This is a genomic window from Pseudomonas sp. W4I3 (assembly GCF_030816195.1).
Lineage (GTDB): Bacteria > Pseudomonadota > Gammaproteobacteria > Pseudomonadales > Pseudomonadaceae > Aquipseudomonas.
The window spans coordinates 1,384,325-1,405,864 of record NZ_JAUSXS010000001.1 but is presented as its reverse complement, the minus strand read 5'-3'; the positions used below and the strand labels follow the sequence as shown (position 1 = coordinate 1,405,864).

At 62.7% G+C, this 21,540-nt stretch carries 21 protein-coding genes; 15 read left to right on the top strand and 6 right to left on the bottom strand.

The window, feature by feature from the left end:
* Positions 1–75: 75 nt before the first annotated feature.
* Positions 76–267, bottom strand: a complete 192-nt coding sequence (locus tag QF045_RS06205) for a heavy-metal-associated domain-containing protein (RefSeq protein WP_306491474.1) — start codon at positions 265–267, stop codon at positions 76–78.
* A gap of 147 nt (positions 268–414) precedes the next feature.
* On the opposite strand from QF045_RS06205, the gene QF045_RS06200 reads away from it, so the two are divergent.
* The 3 genes from QF045_RS06200 to cueR all read left to right on the top strand — a co-directional run bounded on the left by QF045_RS06200 (position 415) and on the right by cueR (position 3,443).
* Positions 415–786: a hypothetical protein gene (locus tag QF045_RS06200; RefSeq protein WP_306491473.1), complete on the top strand. Its 372-nt coding sequence runs from the start codon at positions 415–417 to the stop codon at positions 784–786.
* A 66-nt stretch (positions 787–852) separates the two neighbouring features.
* The gene (locus tag QF045_RS06195; protein WP_306491472.1) at positions 853–3,045 is read left to right on the top strand and encodes a cation-translocating P-type ATPase; all 2,193 of its coding nucleotides are present in this window, start codon (positions 853–855) and stop codon (positions 3,043–3,045) included.
* The gene (gene cueR, locus QF045_RS06190; protein WP_306491471.1) at positions 3,042–3,443 is read left to right on the top strand and encodes a Cu(I)-responsive transcriptional regulator; all 402 of its coding nucleotides are present in this window, start codon (positions 3,042–3,044) and stop codon (positions 3,441–3,443) included. Before QF045_RS06195 ends, cueR begins: the two co-directional genes overlap by 4 nt.
* A 200-nt stretch (positions 3,444–3,643) precedes the next feature.
* On the opposite strand, the gene QF045_RS06185 is transcribed toward cueR, so the two are convergent.
* The gene (locus tag QF045_RS06185; protein ID WP_306491470.1) at positions 3,644–4,540 is read right to left on the bottom strand and encodes a PA4780 family RIO1-like protein kinase; all 897 of its coding nucleotides are present in this window, start codon (positions 4,538–4,540) and stop codon (positions 3,644–3,646) included.
* Positions 4,541–4,674: 134 nt separating this feature from the next.
* Positions 4,675–5,952, bottom strand: coding sequence for an acetyl-CoA C-acetyltransferase (locus QF045_RS06180; RefSeq protein ID WP_306491469.1), 1,278 nt, complete (start codon positions 5,950–5,952; stop codon positions 4,675–4,677).
* 104 nt (positions 5,953–6,056) lie between these two features.
* Between QF045_RS06180 and QF045_RS06175 the strand changes: the two genes are divergently transcribed.
* From QF045_RS06175 to QF045_RS06160, 4 genes are all read left to right on the top strand, one after another.
* The gene (locus tag QF045_RS06175) at positions 6,057–7,409 is read left to right on the top strand and encodes a 3-oxoacyl-ACP reductase (protein ID WP_306491468.1); all 1,353 of its coding nucleotides are present in this window, start codon (positions 6,057–6,059) and stop codon (positions 7,407–7,409) included.
* 2 nt (positions 7,410–7,411) lie between these two features.
* A complete protein-coding gene (locus QF045_RS06170) occupies positions 7,412–8,260 on the top strand; it encodes a MaoC/PaaZ C-terminal domain-containing protein (protein WP_306491467.1) in 849 nt (282 codons plus the stop codon).
* A gap of 300 nt (positions 8,261–8,560) precedes the next feature.
* Positions 8,561–10,297, top strand: coding sequence for a collagen-like triple helix repeat-containing protein (locus QF045_RS06165; RefSeq protein WP_306491466.1), 1,737 nt, complete (start codon positions 8,561–8,563; stop codon positions 10,295–10,297).
* Positions 10,298–10,484: 187 nt separating this feature from the next.
* On the top strand, positions 10,485–12,167 hold the full coding sequence (locus tag QF045_RS06160) for a ShlB/FhaC/HecB family hemolysin secretion/activation protein (protein WP_306491465.1): 1,683 nt from the start codon (positions 10,485–10,487) through the stop codon (positions 12,165–12,167).
* A 105-nt stretch (positions 12,168–12,272) separates the two neighbouring features.
* On the opposite strand, the gene QF045_RS06155 is transcribed toward QF045_RS06160, so the two are convergent.
* Both QF045_RS06155 and QF045_RS06150 read right to left on the bottom strand, forming a co-directional pair.
* Positions 12,273–12,677 carry a response regulator gene (locus tag QF045_RS06155; protein ID WP_306491464.1) on the bottom strand — a complete coding sequence of 135 codons (405 nt, stop codon included), beginning with the start codon at positions 12,675–12,677 and terminating at the stop codon, positions 12,273–12,275.
* Between the two features lie 55 nt (positions 12,678–12,732).
* Positions 12,733–12,927: a Flp family type IVb pilin gene (locus QF045_RS06150; RefSeq protein ID WP_306491463.1), complete on the bottom strand. Its 195-nt coding sequence runs from the start codon at positions 12,925–12,927 to the stop codon at positions 12,733–12,735.
* 343 nt (positions 12,928–13,270) lie between these two features.
* Here QF045_RS06150 and cpaB point away from each other — a divergent pair, with 343 nt between their 5' ends.
* From cpaB to QF045_RS06110, 8 genes are read left to right on the top strand one after another with little or no spacing between them, the layout of a single operon-like run.
* Positions 13,271–14,200, top strand: a complete 930-nt coding sequence (gene cpaB / locus QF045_RS06145; RefSeq protein ID WP_306491462.1) for a Flp pilus assembly protein CpaB — start codon at positions 13,271–13,273, stop codon at positions 14,198–14,200.
* A gap of 15 nt (positions 14,201–14,215) precedes the next feature.
* The gene (locus QF045_RS06140) at positions 14,216–15,436 is read left to right on the top strand and encodes a type II and III secretion system protein family protein (protein ID WP_306491461.1); all 1,221 of its coding nucleotides are present in this window, start codon (positions 14,216–14,218) and stop codon (positions 15,434–15,436) included.
* Entirely contained in the window at positions 15,433–16,629 is a 1,197-nt protein-coding gene (locus tag QF045_RS06135) for a pilus assembly protein (RefSeq protein WP_306491460.1), read from the top strand. The genes QF045_RS06140 and QF045_RS06135 overlap by 4 nt, the downstream gene beginning before the upstream one ends.
* Positions 16,626–17,888: a CpaF family protein gene (locus QF045_RS06130; RefSeq protein WP_306491459.1), complete on the top strand. Its 1,263-nt coding sequence runs from the start codon at positions 16,626–16,628 to the stop codon at positions 17,886–17,888. The genes QF045_RS06135 and QF045_RS06130 overlap by 4 nt, the downstream gene beginning before the upstream one ends.
* 19 nt (positions 17,889–17,907) lie before the next feature.
* A complete protein-coding gene (locus tag QF045_RS06125) occupies positions 17,908–18,789 on the top strand; it encodes a type II secretion system F family protein (RefSeq protein ID WP_306491458.1) in 882 nt (293 codons plus the stop codon).
* A gap of 1 nt (position 18,790) precedes the next feature.
* Positions 18,791–19,684: a type II secretion system F family protein gene (locus QF045_RS06120; RefSeq protein ID WP_306491457.1), complete on the top strand. Its 894-nt coding sequence runs from the start codon at positions 18,791–18,793 to the stop codon at positions 19,682–19,684.
* A 10-nt stretch (positions 19,685–19,694) separates the two neighbouring features.
* The gene (locus QF045_RS06115) at positions 19,695–20,417 is read left to right on the top strand and encodes a tetratricopeptide repeat protein (protein WP_306491456.1); all 723 of its coding nucleotides are present in this window, start codon (positions 19,695–19,697) and stop codon (positions 20,415–20,417) included.
* Between the two features lie 2 nt (positions 20,418–20,419).
* The gene (locus QF045_RS06110; protein ID WP_306491455.1) at positions 20,420–20,689 is read left to right on the top strand and encodes a DUF3613 domain-containing protein; all 270 of its coding nucleotides are present in this window, start codon (positions 20,420–20,422) and stop codon (positions 20,687–20,689) included.
* 42 nt (positions 20,690–20,731) lie between these two features.
* Here QF045_RS06110 and QF045_RS06105 read toward each other — a convergent pair whose 3' ends face one another.
* Entirely contained in the window at positions 20,732–21,505 is a 774-nt protein-coding gene (locus QF045_RS06105) for a response regulator transcription factor (protein WP_306491454.1), read from the bottom strand.
* Between the last annotated feature and the right edge of the window lie 35 nt (positions 21,506–21,540).

Below are 21,540 nucleotides of genomic sequence, written 5' to 3'. Positions count from 1 at the left end.
AGTGAGTCGGCAGCCCGACAGTCTAGCCGTGCTTGGGCGTCTTGAACATTAAGATAGCTCGCTAACTATCGACAATCAGACGACTGTGTAACCCTCTTGCTTGATCAGCCCCGCAATCGCTTCACGGTCGAGTTTGCTCTGCACGCTGACTTGCTTGGCCGCGAGGTCCACCGTGACCTTGGCATCGGCGTCCTGGGCCTGCACCGCCTGGGTCACCGCCCGAACGCAATGGCCGCAGGTCATTCCTTCAACGTTGAATACTTGCATGACATGACTCCTTTGATGAGGTTGGACCCAGTCTCGACCTTGCCATCATGGCAAGGTCAAGTTTCAGAAAACTCGGCCGGGCTGGCATTCGGTGGCGACGTCGGCCAAGCTTCAGCTTCGATAGATGTGAACCACGGAGCATTCGCCATGCGCTGGTCGTTTTTTGCCCTAGCCGGCCTGATGAGTTTTTCTGCCGTTGCGCCCGCCGCTGAAGACTATGCGGTGCTGATCATTTCCCGCGAGCGCCTGGAAGTGCCAACCAACTGTGAGATCGGCCTCTACATTCAAGATCAGTTGGCCGGGCGCCTGTTCCAGGAACAAGCCACCGCCTTCAATTTGCCCGCGGGTGATGTGTCGTTGCGCCTCAAGCTGCTGCCGGGCCAAACCCCGGGCTGTCTGCCGGGCATGCTGGCGCCGCCGGCACAGAACATCACGCTCAAAGCCGGAGATGTACGCAAACTGCGGATCGCCCAAGGCCCGGACGGCATGTACCTCAAAGCCGCCACGCTGGAATACTGAAGGCGCTTGACCTTCCCCACAGGTCAAGGTTGATCCTAGGGGCATCGTCTTACGGAGGACTGCCCCATGAATGGACCCACCGCCTTTGACCTGCCCATCGGCGGCATGACCTGCGCCAGTTGCGCCGGCCGTGTGGAGCGTGCGCTGGGCAAGGTGCCAGGGGTGCAACGTGTCAGCGTTAACCTGGCCAACGAACGTGCCCACGTTGAAGTGCTCGGCCAGATGGCCCCGGACGTATTGATCGCCGCTGTGGAAAAAGCCGGCTACACCGCCACCCTGCCCCAGAGCGAAAGCGCCACCCAGGCCAGTCAAGCCCAACGCCTGCATCACGAGCGCTGGGCCCTGATGCTGGCGATCCTGCTGGCGCTGCCCCTGGTGCTGCCGATGCTAGTGGAACCCTTTGGCGTGCACTGGATGCTCCCCGCCTGGGTCCAGTTCGCCCTGGCGACGCCGGTGCAATTCATCCTGGGTGCGCGGTTTTACAGCGCGGCGTGGAAAGCCGTGCGGGCCGGTGCGGGCAATATGGACCTGCTGGTCGCGATCGGCACCAGCGCCGGTTACGGCCTGAGCGTCTATCAATGGCTCACACGGCCCGCTCCGCACTTGTATTTCGAAGCCTCGGCCGTGGTGATCGCGCTGGTGCTGCTGGGTAAATACCTGGAGAGCCGCGCCAAGCGCCAGACCGCCAGCGCCATCCGCGCCCTCGAAGCCTTGCGCCCCGAGCGGGCGGTGCGCGTGTCGGAGGGCCGCGAGGAAGAGGTGGCCATCAGCGCGCTCGCGCTCGGCGACCTGGTCCTGGTCAAGCCGGGCGAACGTTTCCCGGTGGATGGGGAAGTGGTCGACGGCCAAAGCCATGCCGATGAAGCGCTGATCAGCGGCGAAAGCCTGCCAGTGCCGAAGCAGCCCGGCGATAGCGTCACCGGCGGCGCGATCAACGGTGAAGGCCGGCTGCTGGTGCGCACCCGGGCCCTGGGCGCGGAAAGTGTGCTGGCACGCATCATCCGACTGGTCGAAGACGCACAGGCGGCCAAGGCACCGATTCAGAAACTGGTGGATAAGGTCAGCCAGGTATTCGTCCCGACCGTGCTGTTACTGGCGCTGCTCACCCTCGCGGGCTGGTGGCTGTACGGCGCGCCCCTGGAGAGCGCAATCATCAATGCGGTCGCGGTACTGGTGATCGCCTGCCCTTGTGCCCTGGGCCTGGCGACGCCGACTGCGATCATGGCCGGCACCGGCGTTGCCGCGCGCCATGGCATTCTGATCAAGGATGCCGAAGCCCTGGAACATGCCCAGGGGGTGAGCGCCGTGGTGTTCGACAAGACCGGCACCCTCACCTCGGGCGCGCCGAAGATCGCGCATTTGGCGGCGCTGGACGGCAACGAATCGTTGCTGCTGCAACAGGCGGGGGCCTTGCAGCGCGGCAGCGAGCACCCACTGGCCAAGGCGGTGCTGGAGGCCTGTGAAGAACAGGGACTGAAGGTGGCCGACGTCAGCGCCAGCCAGTCCCTGACCGGACGCGGCATTGCCGGCACCCTTGACGGCCGGCAACTGGCCCTGGGCAATCGGCGCCTGCTCGAAGAAGCCGGCCTTGATGCAGGCGCATTGAGCCAGCAAGCAACGGCCTGGGAAGCTGAAGGCCGCACCTTGTCGTGGCTGATCGAACAAGGCGCAAATCCCCGCTTGCTGGGGCTGTTTGCGTTTGGCGACACGCTCAAGCCGGGCGCACTACGAGCCGTGCAGCAGCTCAAGACGCAGCACATCAGCAGCCACCTGCTCACCGGCGACAATCGCGGCAGCGCGCGGGTGGTCGCCGAGGCGCTGGGCATCGACGATGTATATGCCGAAGTGCTGCCCGCCGATAAAGCCGCCACCGTGGCCGAGCTGAAAAGAACCGGCAGGGTGGCCATGGTCGGCGACGGCATCAACGACGCACCGGCCCTGGCCGCAGCCGATATCGGCATCGCCATGGGCGGCGGCACCGACGTGGCCATGCATGCCGCCGGCATCACCCTGATGCGCGGCGACCCGCGCCTGGTGCCGGCGGCCCTGGAGATCTGCCGCAAGACCTACGCAAAAATCCGCCAGAACCTGTTCTGGGCCTTTGTGTATAACTTGATCGGCATTCCCTTGGCGGCCTTCGGCCTGCTCAACCCGGTGCTGGCCGGCGCGGCGATGGCGTTGTCCAGCGTCAGCGTGGTGAGCAATGCGTTGCTGCTCAAAACCTGGAAACCCAAGGACCTGGAGGACCAACACCCATGAATATCGGCCAAGCCGCTCGCCAAAGCGGGCTGAGCGCCAAGATGATCCGCTACTACGAATCCATCGGACTGCTCAAGCCAGCCCACCGCACCGACAGCGGTTACCGCGTCTACGGCGCCGATGACCTGCACACCCTGGCGTTCATCAAGCGCTCGCGGGACCTGGGGTTTTCACTGGAAGAAGTCGGCAAACTGCTGACCCTGTGGCAGGACCGGCAGCGCGCCAGCGGCGACGTAAAAGCCCTGGCGCGTCAGCATGTCGATGAGTTGAATCAGAAGATTCGCGAGCTGGAGCAACTGCGCGATACGTTGCAGGATCTGGTGGAACACTGCCAGGGCGACCATCGGCCGGACTGCCCGATCCTCAAGGAATTGGCCTCCGGAAGCTGCTGCGCCTGATGCTCTAATTGACTCAACACAAAACCAAATGTGGGAGGGGGCTTGCCCAGGCTTTTTGTAGGAGCGAGCTTGCTCGCGAAGAACTCAAGGCCGCCGCGTTTATCCAGAATGAACGCGTTACCTGGACGTTTTTCGCGAGCAAGCTCGCTCCTACAGGGAGCAAGCCCCCTCCCACACTTAGATCTTCATGTGTCGCAAGATCACTGCATCCAAGGCGGCGGCGGTTCTTCGGCGGTCTTGGTCGGTGGCGCATCATCGGCCGCGCGGATCGCTTGCTTGCGCTCTTCGTCCAGCCGCGCCGCTTCGATCTCGCGGATCACACCGCCCACGTCCGCCAGCTCTTCCGGCTCGTCAAACTCACCGGTCAAGACACTGGCTGGGTGCAGAGTGCCCGCTTCGTAAAGCGCCCACATTTCCTTGGCGTACTTGGTCTTCCTCAGCTCCGGGGCAAAGCGCCCGAAGTAGGAAGCCATGTTGCCCACATCCCGCTCCAGCATGTTGAACGCGTGGTTGTTGCCCGCCGCGTCCACTGCCTGAGGCAAGTCGATGATCACCGGGCCCGTCGGTGTAAGCAGTACGTTGAACTCCGACAGGTCACCGTGCACCAGCCCTGTGCACAACATCAGTACGATCTGGGAAATCAGGAAGGCGTGGTATTCACGCGCCTGGTCCGGCTCCAGGGTCACGTCATTCAGACGTGGCGCTGCGTCGCCATACTCGTCGGCCACCAGCTCCATCAACAACACGCCTTCAAGAAAGTCGTACGGCTTGGGCACGCGAACGCCCGCACCGGCCAGGCGGAACAAGGCCGCCACTTCGGCGTTCTGCCAGGCATCTTCGGTTTCTTTCTTGCCGAACTTGGAGCCCTTCGCCATGGCCCGGGCCTGGCGACTGTTACGGACCTTACGGCCTTCCTGGTATTCGGACGCCTGACGAAAACTTCGTTTATTCGCCTCCTTGTAAACCTTGGCGCAACGCAATTCGTTGCCGCAGCGCACCACATAAACAGCTGCTTCTTTACCACTCATGAGTGGGCGCAGCACTTCGTCGACCAGACCGTCTTCGATCAGGGGTTCAATGCGTTTAGGAGTCTTCATCAGCTTTTATTGTGGGTCCTGTATTACCAAACACGCGTGTGGCACTCGTTATACGGCAATCGGCGCGCCGGTGGGAGAGGCTACCGACCTCTGACCCGCGAAGAATGCATTCATTAGGCCAATTTGCCGGCTAATCAGCGTTCGATAATCGCCGTCACGCCCTGGCCCCCCGCCGCGCAGATCGAAATCAGGCCGCGCCCTTTACCGGCCGCCTCCAGCAACTTGGCCAGGTTGGCGACAATGCGCCCACCGGTCGCGGCAAAGGGGTGCCCGGCCGCCAGTGAACTGCCCTTGACGTTGAGGCGGCTGCGGTCGATGGCGCCCAGCGGCGCATCCAGGCCCAGACGCGTCTTGCAATAGTCCGCGTCTTCCCAGGCCTTAAGGGTGCACAACACTTGAGCGGCGAACGCTTCGTGGATCTCGTAGTAATCGAAGTCCTGCAGGGTCAGGCCGTTTCTGGCCAGCAAACGTGGGACGGCGTACACCGGCGCCATCAGCAGGCCTTCGGCGCCGTTGACGAAGTCCACCGCCGCCGCTTCGCCATCGCGCAGGTACGCGAGAATCGGCAAGCCACGTTCCCGGGCCCACGCCTCGCTGCCCAGCAGCACCAGCGAGGCACCGTCGGTCAGCGGCGTCGAGTTGCCAGCGGTCAGCGTGCCCTTTTCACTGCGTTCAAAGGCCGGCTTGAGCGCGGCGAGTTTTTCCAGGGTCAGGTCGGGGCGCAGGTTGTTGTCGCGGGTCAGCCCCAGAAACGGCGTGAGCAAATCGTTGTGCCAGCCTTCGGCGTAGGCGGCGGCCATGTTCTGATGGCTCTGCAGCGCCAGCTCGTCCTGTTCGGCGCGGGGGATCTGCCAGGTCTGCGCCATCAGCTCGCAGTGCTGGCCCATGGACAACCCGGTGCGCGGCTCACCGTTGCGTGGCAGCTGCGGCTTGAGGTGCTGCGGGCGAAGTTGTAACAGGACTTTAAGCTTATCCGCCATGGACTTGCTGCGGTTGGCCTGCAGCAACAGCTTGCGCAGGCCCTCGTTGACGCCAATCGGCGCATCGGAGGTGGTGTCCACCCCGCCGGCAATGCCGCAGTCGATCTGGCCCAGGGCAATTTTGTTGGCCACCAGCAAGGCCGCTTCCAGCCCGGTGCCGCAGGCTTGCTGTACATCGTAGGCCGGGGTTTGCGGCGACAGGCGCGAGCCCAGCACGCATTCGCGGGTGAGGTTGAAGTCGCGCGAATGCTTGAGCACCGCGCCGGCGGCCACCTCGCCGATGCGCAGGCCGTGCAGGTTGAAACGTTCGATCAGGCCTTCCAGGGCGGCGGTGAGCATCGCCTGGTTGCTGGCCGTGGCGTAGGGGCCATTGGAGCGGGCGAACGGAATGCGATTACCGCCAATGATCGCCACACGGCGCAATTGAGTCATGAAAAGCTCCCTCTGTCTGTTATGGGCTTGATCAGTGAGCCTAGTCGAACGACTGCTACCCTGGGATGGTCAACCTTTGAACCCCAGCCTTCGGAGAGCGTTCCATGTCTGACCGTTATATCGACTTCGCCAATTCCAGCCTCGGCCATCGCCTGGTCGCCGCCCTTGGCCTGCCGTCACCGGTACGCCTGGAACGCTGGCAAGCCGGGCGCCTGCGCCCAGTGGAGGGCGCCCTGCTGCTGGGTGGTGGTGCGCTGGCAAACCACGTGTTGCCGTTTGCCAACAAACTTACCGATGCCATCTATAGCTACGGCGCCGAAGCGCTGGACGCGCCAGCGTGGATTCCCGGGCACGGCCCCAAACTCAAGGCGGTGGTGTTCGACGCCAGCGCCCTGCAGCACACCGACCAGCTCAAGCAGTTGCGCGAATTCTTCCAGCCCTTGTTGAAAAACCTCGATCACAGCGCCCACTTGGTGCTCCTTGGCCGTGCGCCGGAAAGCCTCAGCGACCCGTTCGCCGCCAGCGCCCAGCGGGCCCTGGAAGGGTTCAGCCGCTCCCTGGCCAAGGAGCTGCGCAGCGGCGGCGTGATGCAGCTGCTGTACGTGGGCGAGGGGGCCGAAGACCAGTTGGAAGGCGCGTTGCGGTTTTTCCTGTCGCCCAAGAGCGCCTATATCTCGGGGCAGGTGATTCGCCTGCAGGCCTGCGCCACGCCGGTCGAAGACTGGACGCGCCCGCTGGCCGGGCGCAAAGCATTGGTCACTGGCGCCGCGCGGGGTATCGGCGCATCCATCGCCGAAACCCTGGCCCGCGATGGCGCCGACGTAATCCTGCTGGATGTACCCCAGGCCAAGGCCGACCTCGACGCCCTGGCCGCCCGCTTGAATGCGCGCACCCTCACGCTGGATATCTGCGCCGAGGACGCCGCCGCCCAGTTGATCGAGCACCTGCCCGAGGGCCTCGATATCCTGGTGCACAACGCCGGCATCACCCGTGACAAGACCCTGGCCAACATGACCCCGGAATACTGGGACGCCGTGCTCGCGGTCAATCTCAATGCGCCGCAGGTGCTGACCAAGGCGCTGCTCGACAGCGGCACCCTGCGCGACAACGCCCGCGTGGTGCTGCTGGCCTCCATCAGCGGCATCGCCGGCAATCGCGGGCAAACCAACTATGCCGCGAGCAAGGCTGGGCTGATCGGCCTGGCCCAGGCGTGGGCACCGCTGTTGCACACACGCGGCATCAGCATCAATGCCGTGGCGCCAGGGTTTATCGAAACCCAGATGACCGCGCATATTCCGTTTGCCCTGCGTGAGGCCGGACGGCGCATGAGTTCACTGGGCCAGGGCGGCGTGCCGCAGGACGTGGCCGAAGCTGTCGCCTGGCTGAGCCAGCCGGGCTCGGGCGCGGTCAGCGGCCAGGCACTGCGGGTGTGTGGGCAAAGTCTTCTGGGAGCGTAACCATGCAATGGCAGACGTTGGACAGCACTCCATTTCTACCGCCGCTGTACTGGCGTGCGGCACTCAAGCGCAAGATCACCGGCAGCACACTGCCCGAGTTCGGCTTGCGCTGCCAGGTCCGCGTCGACCCCACGGCGGTCGCGGCTTACCGCAAGGTCTGCGGCTTTGCCGACAGCCCGATGCTGCCAGCGACTTATCCGCATGTCCTGGCGTTCGGCCTGCAAATGCAACTGCTCACCGACAAGGCGTTCGCGTTTCCGTTGCTGGGGCTGATCCACCTGAGCAACCGCATTCGCATTCACCGGCCCCTGGGCAGTGTGAGTGAGCTGACCGTCGGCGTGTATACGGACAATCTCAAGCCCCATGCCAAGGGCGCGACCTTCGATGTGGTGACCGTCGTCGAGGACGCCCTGGGTTTACTCTGGGAAGCGCAAAGCACGATGTTATGCCGAGGCGTGAAGCTTGACGGCGAGGCCGAGGAACACGGGCTGTCGGTCGATGCGCCCCTCAGCGAACTGACACGCTGGAAAGCGCCTGCCGATATCGGTCGCCGCTACGCCCGCGTTTCCGGTGACTACAACCCGATTCACCTCAGCGCACCGACGGCCAAGTTATTCGGTTTCCCCCAGGCCATCGCCCACGGGCTGTGGAACAAGGCCCGCACGCTCGCGGCGATGGACGAACAACTGCCAGTCGCCCCTTTTGAAATTGAGGTGCACTTCAAGAAACCCGTGCGCCTGCCCAGTGCAGTAAGCCTGATGACTACCGGCGCCGGCTCACATGGCGAGTTAGTGTTGAGCGGCACTGGCGACCTACAGCATATGCTTGGTAAGTGGCGGCCGATTGTCTGAAGACAACTGATTAATTGTATATATACACCTTTAGTGATAGCGGATCCGATCGGGTCCGCTATTTTATTTAACCTTTTGATTTATAAGGAACTAAAACTCGGTATTTTAATAACCTATATCGTTTGTACTAATCGTTAAGCCGACTAAGACCTTATGTATATAAATCGTTAATACCAAGTTGAGCGTTGCGAGAACATCGGCACCGGTCTGTGATAACCACACGGACAAACGTATCGCTAACCCAATAAATAGCGGGCGTTTGAAACAACCAAGGTTGTACCAGGTGCAGGGAACTCAATCATGAAAACTCAACTCGTGTTTTGGAAAGCAAGTACCGCGCTGGCGTTGATTCTGGCCATGAGCCTCGGCGGCTGCAGCAGCGGTGGTGGCGGGCATAAATCCAACGTAGCGGCGTCCTCGCCGGATGCTGGCGCAGGTGCCGGTGGTGGTGCGGGTGGCGGAACCGGTGGTGGCACTGGCGGCGGCGACGGTACGGGTGGCGGCACTGGCGGTGGTACCGGCGGTGGCACTGGTGGTACCGGCGACGGCACTGGTGGTACCGGCGGCGGCACTGGCGGTACCGGTGGCGGCACTGGCGGTACCGGTGGCGGCACTGGCGGTACCGGTGGCGGCACTGGTGGTACCGGCGGCGGCACTGGCGGTACCGGTGGCGGCACTGGTGGTACCGGCGGCGGCACTGGTGGTACCGGCGGTGGCACTGGCGGCGGCACCGGTTCGACAACCACCCCGCTCGTCACTGGTCAGATCGCCGGCACCCTCGGCACCACCGTAGGCAATGTAGGCGCAGCGGTGGGTGATCTCGGTTCGACCTTGAACGGTGTCCCGATTGTCGGCACAACGGCAGGCGGCCTGGTCACTTCAGCCGGCACCGCCGTTACCAGCATCGGCACTGGCGTGACCACGGGCCTGGGCTCGCTGGGTACCAACAGCAATTCTCTGGGCATCACGGTGGCAGGTGTCGGCACTGGCGTCGCTGACTTGGGCGATGGCCTGTCGGTCACCGGCAGATCGCTGTCGACGTCCCTGCGCGGCGTTCCCGTCGTCGGCGGTTTGACCGGTGGCGTAGGCGGCGCAGTCGGTGGCGTAGTGGATAACGTGGGCACCGCGGTGACCATGCTCGGCGACACCCTCAGCACTGCCAGCACCACCGGCCCATTGGGTTCCCTGACCGGCACCCTGGGCGGCAGAGTACTGGTGCCCGTGGTTTCACTGGTGGAAAACACCACCGGCAACCTCGGCAAGGCGACCGGCCTGGGCACACCTGTGAACGGCCTGGTGGATAAACTGGGCGCCACCGTTACCAGCCTCGGCACTCAGGTCGCCAGTACCGGCGGGACCGGAAACCCTGTGACCACTGTCGTCGGCAGCGTACTGGCGGGCGTAGGCGGCACACTCGACAAATCCGGCGGCTATGTGGCGCCAACCGGTGGTGCAGCAGCGCCTGGTATACCGGAACTGGTCGGCGGCCTGGTGAACAACGTTGGTACCGGTCTGAACATCGGCAACACCAACGGTACCGTCAGTGCAGCCGGTGTAACCGGCGGCGCACTGGGCAACACCATTGCCTCCGTGGGTACTGTCCTGGGCGGCACGGGTGTCGCCAACACCGGCGCCACGGCACCGGTCGCCACCGTAGCCACGAGTGTCGGCGCAGCCTTGAACCCCGTGACATCCGGCGTCACCGCACTGACCCAGAACATCGGCACCACCACGGGCGTCGGCGCTCCGGTCAACGGTCTGGTGACTCAAGTCGGCGGCGCCGTCAGCAGCCTGGGCACTAACCTGACCGCCGCCAACGCCAACCCGGTCACCAATACCCTGGGCACCACCGTAACCGCCGTCGGCAACACCGTAGGCTCGGTAGGTGGCCTGGTCACAGGCGGCACCGGTGGTACCAGCGGCGGCCTGCTCGGCGGCCTGAATATCGGCACCACCACAGGCACCACGACCACTACCGGCAGCACTGCCACAACGGGAGGCCTGGGCGGTTTGCTGAACGGCCTGACCGGCAAATAGAAATGCACCTGGCCGATTAGACGGCCTCCCCTACAGCGCCTACGCTTGGTTGAGACGAGAGACCCTGACTAAGTCTCTCGTCTTTTTTATGGGCTGCTGCTGGGATGTAGACAGCCAGCGCCCTCCCCAACCGCGCTCAGAACGCGGCGGGCCCGAAACGCTGCTGCAGTTGACCATGGAGTGTCCTATGCGCGTGTTCACGCCGTTGTTCTTGCTCACCCTCAGTGCTTATGTCCAGGCCGAGGCCCTTCCCAGTTTCCTCAACAGCAACGACACCGTGCGCACCCTACCGGTCCCCAACCTGCCCGCCGACGCCTATCGACCGGCCACACCGCAAACCCAGGTGCCGCAAGCGCCGCCCACTGCGAGCCAGCCATTGTTGATGGACACCAAGGTCACCATCCGCAAGCTGCAGATCGAAGGCGGTACGGTCTACCCGCTCACCGAGACGGCCCAAGCCTACGCGCCGTTGATTGGCCATGAGACCAACCTCGCGCAACTGATCGAGGCCACCCGTGGCATCACCCGGCGCTACCAGCAGGATGGCTACCTGTTGTCCTACGCGTTTCTGCCACAACAGAACTTTGAAAACGGCCTGGTCCGCGTGGTGCTGGTGGAGGGTTACATCAAAGATTATCAACAAACCGGCGACATCGGCTCGGTGTCGGCCTACGTCGACAAACTGGCGCAAAAGCTGCTGGCCGAACGCCCTCTTACGCGCAAGACCTTCGAACGCTACACCACCCTGATGAGCCGCATTCCCGGGCTCACCGTACAGGCGCAGGTGCCGCCACCGGGCACCACCGATGGCGCCACGCACATGCAGATCCAGGCCAGCCGCAAACCCTTCACCACCAGCATGAGCCTGGTGCAGAAAAGCCGTGGCGGCACCCAAGCCTTGCTCAGTGCAACCAGCAATGCTCAAACATCTCTGGGCGAACAGCTCAGCCTCAGCGGCCTGTTCCCACCCGGTGAGGACAAAGAGCACTACTACCGCGTGGACTACAACCAGTTCGTCAATGCCGAAGGCACCCAACTGGCACTCGCCGCCGAGCGTTATCGCGCCGATCCCAGCAGCAGCGTGCAACTGGACGGCGGCTTCGAACTCAAACCGCACCAGTCGATTGATCGCTACTCCATCGGCCTGAGTCACCCCTTCATTGCCTCGCCCACCGAGTCACTCACCCTGGGCACGCGCCTGTATGCGGTAGACCAGACCACCCGCTATAAGCTGGTCGGCTACCCGCTGCGCTTTGATATCGAATCCAACCTGCGCGCCCTGGCCTTCGAAGGTGACTGGCGCAAGGCCGACGCCCGGCAGTTACGCATCCTCAGCGGCGGCCTGTATCAGGGTATCGACGGTTTAGGCGCCAAGGCCCGCAGTGACCTTGACGTGGCAAAACCCGACCTCGACTTCTTCCGCCTGCGCCTGTCCGGCGTGCAGAGCGACAAGTTCTTCGACAACTGGCAAGGCGTGCTTTCAGGTGCGCTCTACTGGAGCAATAACACCCTGCCCGACAGCGAACGCGCCACGTTTGGCGGGCAGAACTTCGGCCGTGGCTACCCTGATGACCAGGGCTCGGGTGACAAGGGATGGGGCGTGGCGTACGAGGTCAACTACAGCTTCAACCGTGCCGGCGACTGGGTGAAGGTGCTACAACCTTACGTGGTGCTCGACCGCGCCAAGACCTGGTTCAACGACCTGCCGGTCAAGGCCAACGACATGTCTTCGGCGGCGGTGGGCCTGCGCTTTGGCGATAACAAGTACTACAACATCGCCCTGGAAGCCGCCAAGCCAATGTCGGACATCGCCCTGGACAGCTTCAATCGGCGGCCACGTTACACCTTGAGTTTCAGTTATCAGCTGTAAAACCCATCACTGTAGGGGCGAGCTTGCTCGCGAAGAACGTTAACGATGACGCGGTCATCCTGGCACCCCGCGTCACCTTGGCGTTCTTCGCGAGCAAGCTCGCTCCTACAGCACGCTAATGGTTTTGGGAAACAAACTGTTCAGCGTATCGAGCAGTCGCGCGAGGTAGATGGGCTTGCGAAACAGGTCCAGCACCTGCAGGCGCAGCATGTCGCTGACGTCATCCATCTCCGCATGCCCCGACATGACGATCACCGGCAGGTGGGAGCGGGAGGTGTGTTCGCGCAGGCGCTTGATCAGGGAGATACCGCTTTCCTCAGGCATGCGCAGGTCAGTGATGACCAGGGCAATATCGGGGTGCAGGGTGAGTTCCTGCAGCGCGAACGTCACCGAGGTAGCGGTAAAGCAGACAAAGCCCTCGTTCTCCAGCGATTCGGCCAGTTCAACGAGGGCATCTTCTTCGTCGTCCACCAGCAGGATCTGCTGGCGGGGGGATACGGCAGCATTCATGAGCATTACCTTGACAACGTCATCGGCCAGTTAGGATTGTGCTCATAGTAAGCTGTCAAGTGGGCGTAAGGGCAGTCCCGATCCTGGTGAAAAAAGCCGTGATTTGCGGCCCCAGTGTCGTCCCGGCTGCCAGAACTACCAGCGCCACAATCGCCACGAGGATCAGGTATTCGATTGCTGTCGCGCCGTCTTTACGATGAAACAATAACTGCAGTTGAACATGAAGTTTCATCAGCAGAGCAAGGAACATAAGGTTTCTCCTCAGGCGACCAAGCGCCCTATCCCGGTACCGCACAGTAATTGCGATGTGCCATCTGAGCATTGACAACAAAGCTCACCCTCACAACTGTAAGAACTGATTAGTCCTAAAGTAGTAGGTACTTTTCTGACGCTCTAAACGCGTGTTTTCAAAGGACACGTCCTGCGCCATGAAGAAATCTTTCTGTCAGTAATGGCATTTCGTCCTAGCTGAACTACCTTCAAATAGCAAAATAGTTAGTCGCAATAGTGAGCCACTGTTCATAGCAGCCGGGTTGCGAATTAGCCTGTTGGATAAACGGGTTTAGTAGTGCAACAGGAAAGGGAGAGCCGTCATGAACACGCGTCTGAGCATGGTACTGGCCGGTGTGTTACTGATCGGTGCGCTGTTTGCCGGTTACTGGGGGTTGGTCCTCAGCCGTGAGCCTGCTCCGGCGCCGCCACCGCCGCCACCGGCTGCTCCCGTCGAAAAAGCCGTAGCCGTGGTGGAAGACCAGACCCGCCAGTCGGTCGTCGTGCTGGCCCATGATGTGCCCCCCTTCGTCGCGCTGAACGCCGCTGACCTGAGCCTTGAAAAACTGCGCACGGCACCTGCCGGCAGCATGAGCCGTATCGACCAGGCCGTTGGCCGTACCCCCTGGCGGGGGCTCAGCGCAGGCACCTGGCTCAACGAAGAAAGTTTCACCCCTGGCGGGCCGCTGGCGCGCATGATCCGTGCCGATGAACGCGCCCTGGCGGTCGCCGTCGATGAAGTAATTGGCGCGGCCGGCCAGTTGAGTCCAGGCGACTATGTGGACGTGCTGCTGTACCTGCGCCAGGACGCCGCCAACCTTGAACAATCGGCCCAGGTGGTGATCCCCGCCATACGCCTGCTCAGCGTCGGCGACCAGATGGGCCTGACCAATGACGGTAACCCCGCCTCCCCTCCCGCGCTGACCGCCGAAGAGAAAGCCCAGCGCCATGCCCCCTCGCGCACGGTGGTGCTGGCCGTGCCCGAACAGTTGCTGAGCCGGCTGATGCTGGCTACCCAGGCCGGTACCTTGCGCCTGGCTGTGCGCAGCGCCGATGAACGTCTGCTGAGCCGCTACTGGGCCGGCGAAGGCGATACGCCGGGCAACCTGCAGAGCGCTAACCGCGACCTCTATCAGTTCACCCAACTGGCCTTCGCCCAGGCACCTAAAAAACTGGCCCAGAGCAGCACCCCGCGCCGCTCCGGCGTCGAGGTGATACGCGGCAATCAAGCAACCCAACAAACTCCCGACTGAACAAGGATGCTGTGCATGAACCGACGTTTCATACCGGTGTTCACGCTGAGAATCACCTGTGCCCTGCTGCTGTCGCATTTGTACATCGGGCTGTCCATGGCGGCGGCGAGCAATTGTGCCAGCCTGGCACAGTTGCCCGCCGCCTTGTCGGTCGGCGAAGGCTTGCAACAGGAGTTGCAATCGCCGGTGCCGATCACGCGCCTGGCCATTGGCGATCCGAAAATCGCCGACGTTCATCTCAATGGCGACCGTGGTTTCCTGCTGACCGGCGTCGGCCCCGGCACCACCAGCCTGATGGTCTGGACCGCCTGTTCGGCCACGCCGCGCCAAAGCATGGTGTTCGTCAAGGGCAAGGCCAACACCGCCCTGACCAGCCTGTCGCTGTCGCCCGCCGATGACCCTTCGTTGCCCAGCCAGGTCCAGACCGATATCCGTTTCGTCGAGGTCAGCCGCACCAAACTCAAGGAAGCCAGCACCAAGATCCTGGGCATCGGCAGCAACTTCTTCCTGGGCAGCCCCAACTTGCTGTCGCCTGCACCCAGCACCTTCAAACTGCCGGTGAGCGCGGACAGCTTCAACATCGGCTTTGGCGGTGGTCGCGTCTCGGCCATGATCAACGCCCTGGAAAGCAGCGGCTTTGCCTACACCCTCGCCCGGCCAAGCCTGGTTGCCATGAGCGGGCAAAGCGCAACCTTTCTCGCCGGCGGTGAGATACCGATTCCGGTGCCGAGCAGCGGCAGCGATAACATCTCGATCGAATACAAGGAATTCGGCATTCGCCTGACCCTCACCCCGACCGTGATCGACCGTAACCGCATTTCACTCAAGGTGGCACCGGAGGTCAGCGAGCTGGATTACACCAACGCCGTGGTCCTCGACAATATCCGCGTGCCGGCGCTGACCATTCGCCGTACCGACACCAGCGTGTCCCTGGCCGATGGCGAAAGCTTCGTGATCAGCGGCCTGATCAGCAGCAATACCACCACCAACATCAGCAAGTTCCCAGGCCTGGGCGACATCCCGATCCTGGGGGCGTTCTTTCGCGATTCGTCGGTCAGCCGCGAGGATAAGGAGCTGCTGATGATCGTCACGCCGCACCTGGTACAACCGCTGGCAGCCAATGCCCAACTGCCGTCGTTGCCCGGCGAGAAAATGCGCAACTACGACCCGAACTGGTACCGCCTGTTCTTCCTGGAAAATGGCAATTTCGACCGCCTTAACGGGTTGTCCCAATGAGCGATCATCTGAGCCAGACCTTCCTGGCGATCACCCGTAATACCACCGACCTGGAATGGCTGCAGGGCGCGCTGGCGCCCCTTGGCCAAGTGGTCAGCGCCGGCAGCGGCACCCTGGATGAACTGCTGGCGCTGGTGGACGTGACCTTCGCCAACCTGGTGTTCATCGGCCTTGACCGTGAGCATCTGGTGGCCCAGAGCGCGCTGATCGAAGGCGCGCTGGAAGCCAAGCCGATGCTGGCCATCGTCGCCCTCGGTGACGGTATGGACAACCAGTTGGTGCTCAACGCAATGCGCGCCGGGGCGCGGGACTTCGTCGCCTACGGCTCGCGCTCCAGCGAAGTGGCCGGACTGGTCCGCCGCCTGAGCAAGCGCCTGCCGCCGGTCGCCACCAATACGCAATTGGGCGGGCTGTCGGTGCTGTACGGCACCCAGGGCAACTCCGACGGCGCGCTAGTGGCCAGCCACTTGGCCTTGGTGGTGCAAAAGAGCGGCCAGCAAACACTGCTGCTCGACCTGGGCCTGCCTCGCGGTGACAGCCTGGCGCTGCTGGGCCTGGAAAGTTCGTTCAATTTCGGCGATGCCTTGCGCCATATGCGACGGCTCGACGCTACGCTGATCAACAGCGCGTTCACCTCTGCCGAAGACGGCCTGCGCATGCTCGCCTACGCACCCAACGATGAGCCTCTGGAGCGCACCAGCGCCGCCGAGCTTTACATGCTGCTCAGCGCGTTGCGTCAACACTTCCAGCACATTGTGGTGAACCTGGTCGGCCAGCCGGACAGCGAAGCCCTGCGCACCTTTGTCAGCCATTGCGACAAGCTGCTGTGGTGCACCGACCAGAACGTGCTCGACTGCCGGCGTAACCTGGCGGTACTGACCCAATGGCGGGAAAAGGGCATGAAGCTTGACCACGCCAAGCTGCTGATCGATCGCTACATCAAAAGTTGTGCGCCTGACGCCGACGCGTTGAGCAAAAGCTTCGGCCTGGAAGTGATCGCGGTGTTGCCACTGAGCCCGGAGATACGGCTGAACGCTCAAAACCAAGGGCAAACCCTGTTTGCGCTGGCGCCGCGCGAAGCCCTGACTCAAGCGCTGAAAACCCTGGGCGAGCGCTTGGCCAAACGCTCTGAAGGCGCCATCAGGAAACCACCCGGCCGTTGGCTGGAACGCCTGTTGGGAGCCGATAAATGAACAGTGAAAAACTCTTCGGCGCACCCGCGCGCGGCCTGGGTGGCAATGCCGACCACGACGGCCTGAAGCTGGTGCTGCATCGCTACATCATCGATGCCATCGAAGAGTCGGGGAAGAATCTGCTGGAAGGCTCACGCCCGTCGTTGGCGCAATTTGTCATCGACAAAGTGGCCGAGTACATCAACCGCATGCACTTGGCGATCTCGCGCTATGAAATGGAGCGCCTGGCCGAAGAAATCGTCGATGAACTGACCGGCTTCGGTCCGCTGGAAGTGCTGCTGCGCGATCCGTCCGTCACCGAAATCCTGGTCAACGGCCCGCACCGGGTGTTTATCGAACGTGACGGCCTGCTGCACCAGAGCGACCTGCGGTTTATCGACGCCCACCATGTGGAGCGCGTCATGCAACGCATCCTTGCGCCATTGGGGCGGCGCCTGGATGAGTCGTCGCCGATGGTCGATGCGCGCCTGCCCGATGGCAGCCGGGTCAATGCGATCATCCCGCCGATTGCCCTGGACGGGCCATGCCTGTCGATTCGAAAGTTTCGCAAGGACATGCTCAAAAGCAGCGATCTGGTGGCCATGCAGACCATCGATCAGAACATCTTCGACTTTTTCCAGGAGGCGGTGGGCAAGCGCTGCAACATCCTTATCAGCGGCGGGACCGGCACCGGTAAAACCACGCTGTTGAATATTCTCAGCCAGTTGATCAACCCCCATGAACGCCTTGTCACCATCGAAGACGTGGCCGAATTGCAATTGGGCCATCCCCACGTGGTACGCCTGGAAACCCGCCCGCCCAATGCCGAGGGGCATGGCGAGGTCAAGGCCAGCGACCTGATCCGCAACGCCCTGCGGATGCGCCCCGACCGCATCATCCTCGGCGAAATTCGAGGCGTGGAAGTGCTCGATGTACTCACCGCCATGAATACCGGCCACGACGGCTCCATGAGCACCGTGCACGCCAACAATGCCGCCGATGCCCTGCTGCGCCTGGAAACCCTGGTGGGCCTGACCGGCCGCGCCATCGCGGAAAAAACCTTGCGGCAAATGATCTGCGCGGCGCTGGACGTGGTGGTCCAACTGACCCGCCTGCCGGACGGTCGCCGCTGTGTCAGCGAAGTGGTCGAGGTGGTGGGTATCCGCGAAGACGTGTACGTGACCAACACCCTGTTTCGCCATGATCGGCGCACCGGCTTCGGCTTCGTGCGCGAGGCGGTCAACCCCGCCGGCGACAAACTGCGCCGCGAACCGGCCTAGCCGTGAAGGGGAATCGAGCATGACCGGGGCCATCCTGCTACTCATCTGCGTGATGCTGATCGGCCTGTCGATTCGCGCATTCCAGAATGGCTTGCGCCGTGCCCAGACCGAACGCGTGCTGGGGCGCCTCGCCGAAGGCCAGCCGCAGCTCGCCCAGCAAACCGCTTCGTGGAGTGGCCTGGAGCGCATGTTCCTGCGCGCAGGCCTGGGCAAACCCACCGACAGCCTGGGGCTGTGGCTGGCCGCGTGGGGCCTGGGCGTGGCGCTGGGGTTGATGCTCGCCAGTTGGCCCGGCCTGCTGGTGATGCTGGTGTTGCCGCCCGTGCTGCTGCGCCTGTACATCGCCTGGCGTTACCAACGGCGCATCAAGCGCATGATCGAACAACTGCCGCAACTGCTCGACCACACCGTGCGCAGCCTCAAGGCCGGGCGCACCCTGGCCGACGCGGTGCTGGGCGGTATCGAGGTGGCCGAGGACCCGCTTAAAACCGCCATGGGCCGAATCCAGCGCAACGTGCAACTGGGCGTCAGCCTGCCGGAGTCGGCCCATGACTTCGCTGAATTTTATGAGCGTGACGAATTGCGTCTGTTCGCCTTGGGTTTGAAGGTCAACCACCGCTATGGCGGCAACGCCAGCGAACTGCTGGAGAACCTGATCAAGATGATCCGCGAGCGCGAGCAGGCCGCGCGCCAGCTGCGCGCCCTGACCGGCGAGACCCGGGTGACCGCTTACGTGCTCACCGCGCTGCCGATTTCAATGGTGGGCTATTTCCTGGCGGTCAATCCGGCCTACCTGATGACCATGTGGAACGACGGCACGGGCCGCATGCTGTTATTCGTCGCACTGGGTATGCAGGTGCTCGGCTGCTTCGCCTTGTGGCGCATGTTGCGGAGCGTTTGAGATGGCTATTTCGCTGCTGATCAGCGCCGTGTTGTTCCTGGCCGCCCTGGCGCTGGTACTGGCCAACCTGCTCAAGCAACGGCGTGGTCAACGCCTGGTTGCTCAACGCCTGCAAGGCCGGATGGGCCGCGAACACCGTCTGGGTGCGATGATGCGTCAACTGGGCAACAGCCCGCTTGCGCAACGTTCAGTCAGCCTGGACAACGAAACCCAGACGCTGCTCAACCGCGTCGGTTGGCGCAAGGCCAGCCAGCGCTCGATGTTCGCCGCGTTCCAGATCGGTACGCCGGTGCTGCTGTTGGTCGTTGCCGTGATCGCTCAGCAGGTGCTGTTTCCCAAGAGCGACTCGCCGTGGTTGGTGCCCCTGATCGCACTGGGGGTCGGCTACCTGTTGCCCAAGCGCATCCTGGCCAGCGTGGCCAAGGCGCGTCAGCAGCGTATCGCCCAAGAGGTCTCGACCTTCATTCCGCTGCTGCGGATCCTGTTCGAATCGGGCATGGCGGTGGAACAGGCGTTGCGCGTGTTGAGCATCGAAGCGCAACGCCTGCTGCCGGCACTCACCCATGAACTGCAGCTGATTCTGCATCGGGTCGATTCCGGGTTGGAGCTCAGTGAGGAACTGGGCACCACCGCCAGGCTGCTGGCGGTGGATGAGTTCACCGACACCTGCGTCATTCTCCAGCAACTGGTCCATCAAGGCGGCGGTGCGATGAAGTCGCTGCTGGCGCTCAAGCAATTGCTCGACGACCGACGCCTCACGCGCATCCAGGAATTCGTGTCGAAAATGTCGGCAAAGATGTCGGTGGTGATGATGGTGTTTTTGTTTCCCGCCTTGCTGATCGTGCTCGGGGGACCCGCCTTCATCGGTATCACCCGGGCCTTGAGTCACTTATGAGGAGCGCCCGATGAAAGCCTTGATCGCCGGTTTGAGCCTGTTGCTGCTGGGGGGTTGCGCCACCAATGGCCAAACCCCATGGAGCGCCCTGACAGCCCCCGGCAGTTGCCCCAAACCCAGTTCCGATCAGGAGCTGTCGTTGAACCTGGCTGACGAGATGGCCAACGGCGGCAAACTGCACGCCAGCCTGGCCAACCTGCAGAGCTTGCCGGCCGGCTTGCCCCAGGTCCGCCTGCGCCAGGCCAAGGCTTATCGCCTGCTCGGGCGCAGCGAGGCGCAACCGCTGTACCGCAGCCTGCTCGGCACCTGTATGGCCGCCGAAGGCGAACACGGCCTGGGGCAACTGGCCTCGGCCCAAGGCGACAATGGCCTGGCCATGGCCCACTTGCAGCGCGCGGCGCGGCTGGCGCCCACCGACGAAAAAATCCGCAACGATTTGGGCGTGGTGTACCTCAACCAACTGCGCCTGGAAGACGCGCGGTTTGAATTCATGACCGCCATGGAACTCAAGCAGAGCGACCCGCTCGCAGCCATCAACCTGGTGACGCTGCTGATCTACCAAGACAACTGGAAACAGGCCGCGCAAGTGGTCAGCCAAATGGGCCTGGGGCCCGAACACGTCACCGAAGCCCAGGCTCGCGCCGAAAAACTCAAGGCTTCAAGCGTGTCCGCCGCCAAGGCCAGGGACCAGATCGCCACGGTCGGTGACGCCAACAGCAACCCGAGGAATTGATGATGAAACTGCCCTATCTCGCAAGCGTGGCCGTGCTGGCCTTGCCCTCGTGCGTCATGGCCATCGAGCCAGGCCCCTCTTCCCCGCAGCAGGCAGCCACGGAGAACTGGCTAGCCTTGCAGGTCAGCGGCAGGGCTGCGTCGACCACGCCACAGACAGCCTCCGCCACCGAACGCGACGTGGCCGCCCAGCGCTGGGTGGACAGCTTCAAGCATGAGATTCCGGCGTTCTTCGAGCAGAAAATCGGCGGGAAAACGGAAGGCAGCAACTGACCTGGATTCATAGATCGTTCCCACCCGCGTGGGAACGATCAATCAGTGCGCCGTCACCCGCTGGCGCAGCGCCGAGTTGTTCGGCGATAACGCCAAGGCCAACTGCGTACGGTTATGCATATGCGTCAGCCGCAACACTTGCGACACATACAGTTTGACGGTGTTCTCGGTAATGCCCAGCTCACAGGCAATCTGGTAGTTGGTCTGCCCTTTCCCCACCAGCCTGGCCACATCCAGTTGGCGCGGTGACAGCTGGTTGAATATCGCTGGGATCTCCACCACCCCGGCTTCGTCCGTCGAGGCCTCCTCACTCGCCGGGCTGCGGCGCACTTTATCGAGGTCCTGGTACAGGTCGTTGATCGATTCGGTAAGAAATTGCAGCTTCTGGTTCAAGTTACCCAGTTGCAGGTCATTCTTGCGCTCTTGCAGCGCGGCTTCCTGACGCTGCAAACCTTCAAGCAATTCCTCAAGGTTAATCGGCTTCTGATAGTAGTCCGCTATCCCGGCGCGCAGGGCCTTGATCACGTCCTGTTTGTCGGCACGCCCGGTCAGCATGATCGCCTCGAACACCCGCTGCCGGCCGGCAACTTTTTGCAGCGCCTGGACCAACTCGATGCCGTCCATGCCCGGCATATGCAAATCGCACAGCACCAGGCCGATCTCGGTATCTTCACTGAAGCGTTTCAGGGCCTGCTGGCTGGACTCACACGGGACACAACGGAACCCGCTGCTTTCAAGAAATTCGCAAAGCTCTTCCACAATCAGCGGCTGATCGTCGACCACGAGCACTTTTACTGCAGAGATAAGCTTGTTCACGCGCTACTCCATGCCTGGCAAGCCAAAATAAACTT

Excerpts from the sequence above, each read along its gene's own strand:
- cueR (WP_306491471.1), top strand. The coding sequence starts at position 3,042 with ATGAATATCGGCCAAGCCGCTCGCCAAAGCGGGCTGAGCGCCAAGATG.
- QF045_RS06165 (WP_306491466.1), top strand. The coding sequence starts at position 8,561 with ATGAAAACTCAACTCGTGTTTTGGAAAGCAAGTACCGCGCTGGCGTTG.
- cpaB (WP_306491462.1), top strand. The coding sequence starts at position 13,271 with ATGAACACGCGTCTGAGCATGGTACTGGCCGGTGTGTTACTGATCGGT.
- QF045_RS06200 (WP_306491473.1), top strand. The coding sequence starts at position 415 with ATGCGCTGGTCGTTTTTTGCCCTAGCCGGCCTGATGAGTTTTTCTGCC.
- QF045_RS06195 (WP_306491472.1), top strand. The coding sequence starts at position 853 with ATGAATGGACCCACCGCCTTTGACCTGCCCATCGGCGGCATGACCTGC.
- QF045_RS06115 (WP_306491456.1), top strand. The coding sequence starts at position 19,695 with ATGAAAGCCTTGATCGCCGGTTTGAGCCTGTTGCTGCTGGGGGGTTGC.
- QF045_RS06140 (WP_306491461.1), top strand. The coding sequence starts at position 14,216 with ATGAACCGACGTTTCATACCGGTGTTCACGCTGAGAATCACCTGTGCC.
- QF045_RS06120 (WP_306491457.1), top strand. The coding sequence starts at position 18,791 with ATGGCTATTTCGCTGCTGATCAGCGCCGTGTTGTTCCTGGCCGCCCTG.
- QF045_RS06155 (WP_306491464.1), bottom strand. The coding sequence starts at position 12,677 with ATGAATGCTGCCGTATCCCCCCGCCAGCAGATCCTGCTGGTGGACGAC.
- QF045_RS06125 (WP_306491458.1), top strand. The coding sequence starts at position 17,908 with ATGACCGGGGCCATCCTGCTACTCATCTGCGTGATGCTGATCGGCCTG.
- QF045_RS06170 (WP_306491467.1), top strand. The coding sequence starts at position 7,412 with ATGCAATGGCAGACGTTGGACAGCACTCCATTTCTACCGCCGCTGTAC.
- QF045_RS06205 (WP_306491474.1), bottom strand. The coding sequence starts at position 267 with ATGCAAGTATTCAACGTTGAAGGAATGACCTGCGGCCATTGCGTTCGG.
- QF045_RS06185 (WP_306491470.1), bottom strand. The coding sequence starts at position 4,540 with ATGAAGACTCCTAAACGCATTGAACCCCTGATCGAAGACGGTCTGGTC.
- QF045_RS06110 (WP_306491455.1), top strand. The coding sequence starts at position 20,420 with ATGAAACTGCCCTATCTCGCAAGCGTGGCCGTGCTGGCCTTGCCCTCG.
- QF045_RS06130 (WP_306491459.1), top strand. The coding sequence starts at position 16,626 with ATGAACAGTGAAAAACTCTTCGGCGCACCCGCGCGCGGCCTGGGTGGC.
- QF045_RS06160 (WP_306491465.1), top strand. The coding sequence starts at position 10,485 with ATGCGCGTGTTCACGCCGTTGTTCTTGCTCACCCTCAGTGCTTATGTC.
- QF045_RS06180 (WP_306491469.1), bottom strand. The coding sequence starts at position 5,952 with ATGACTCAATTGCGCCGTGTGGCGATCATTGGCGGTAATCGCATTCCG.
- QF045_RS06150 (WP_306491463.1), bottom strand. The coding sequence starts at position 12,927 with ATGTTCCTTGCTCTGCTGATGAAACTTCATGTTCAACTGCAGTTATTG.
- QF045_RS06175 (WP_306491468.1), top strand. The coding sequence starts at position 6,057 with ATGTCTGACCGTTATATCGACTTCGCCAATTCCAGCCTCGGCCATCGC.
- QF045_RS06135 (WP_306491460.1), top strand. The coding sequence starts at position 15,433 with ATGAGCGATCATCTGAGCCAGACCTTCCTGGCGATCACCCGTAATACC.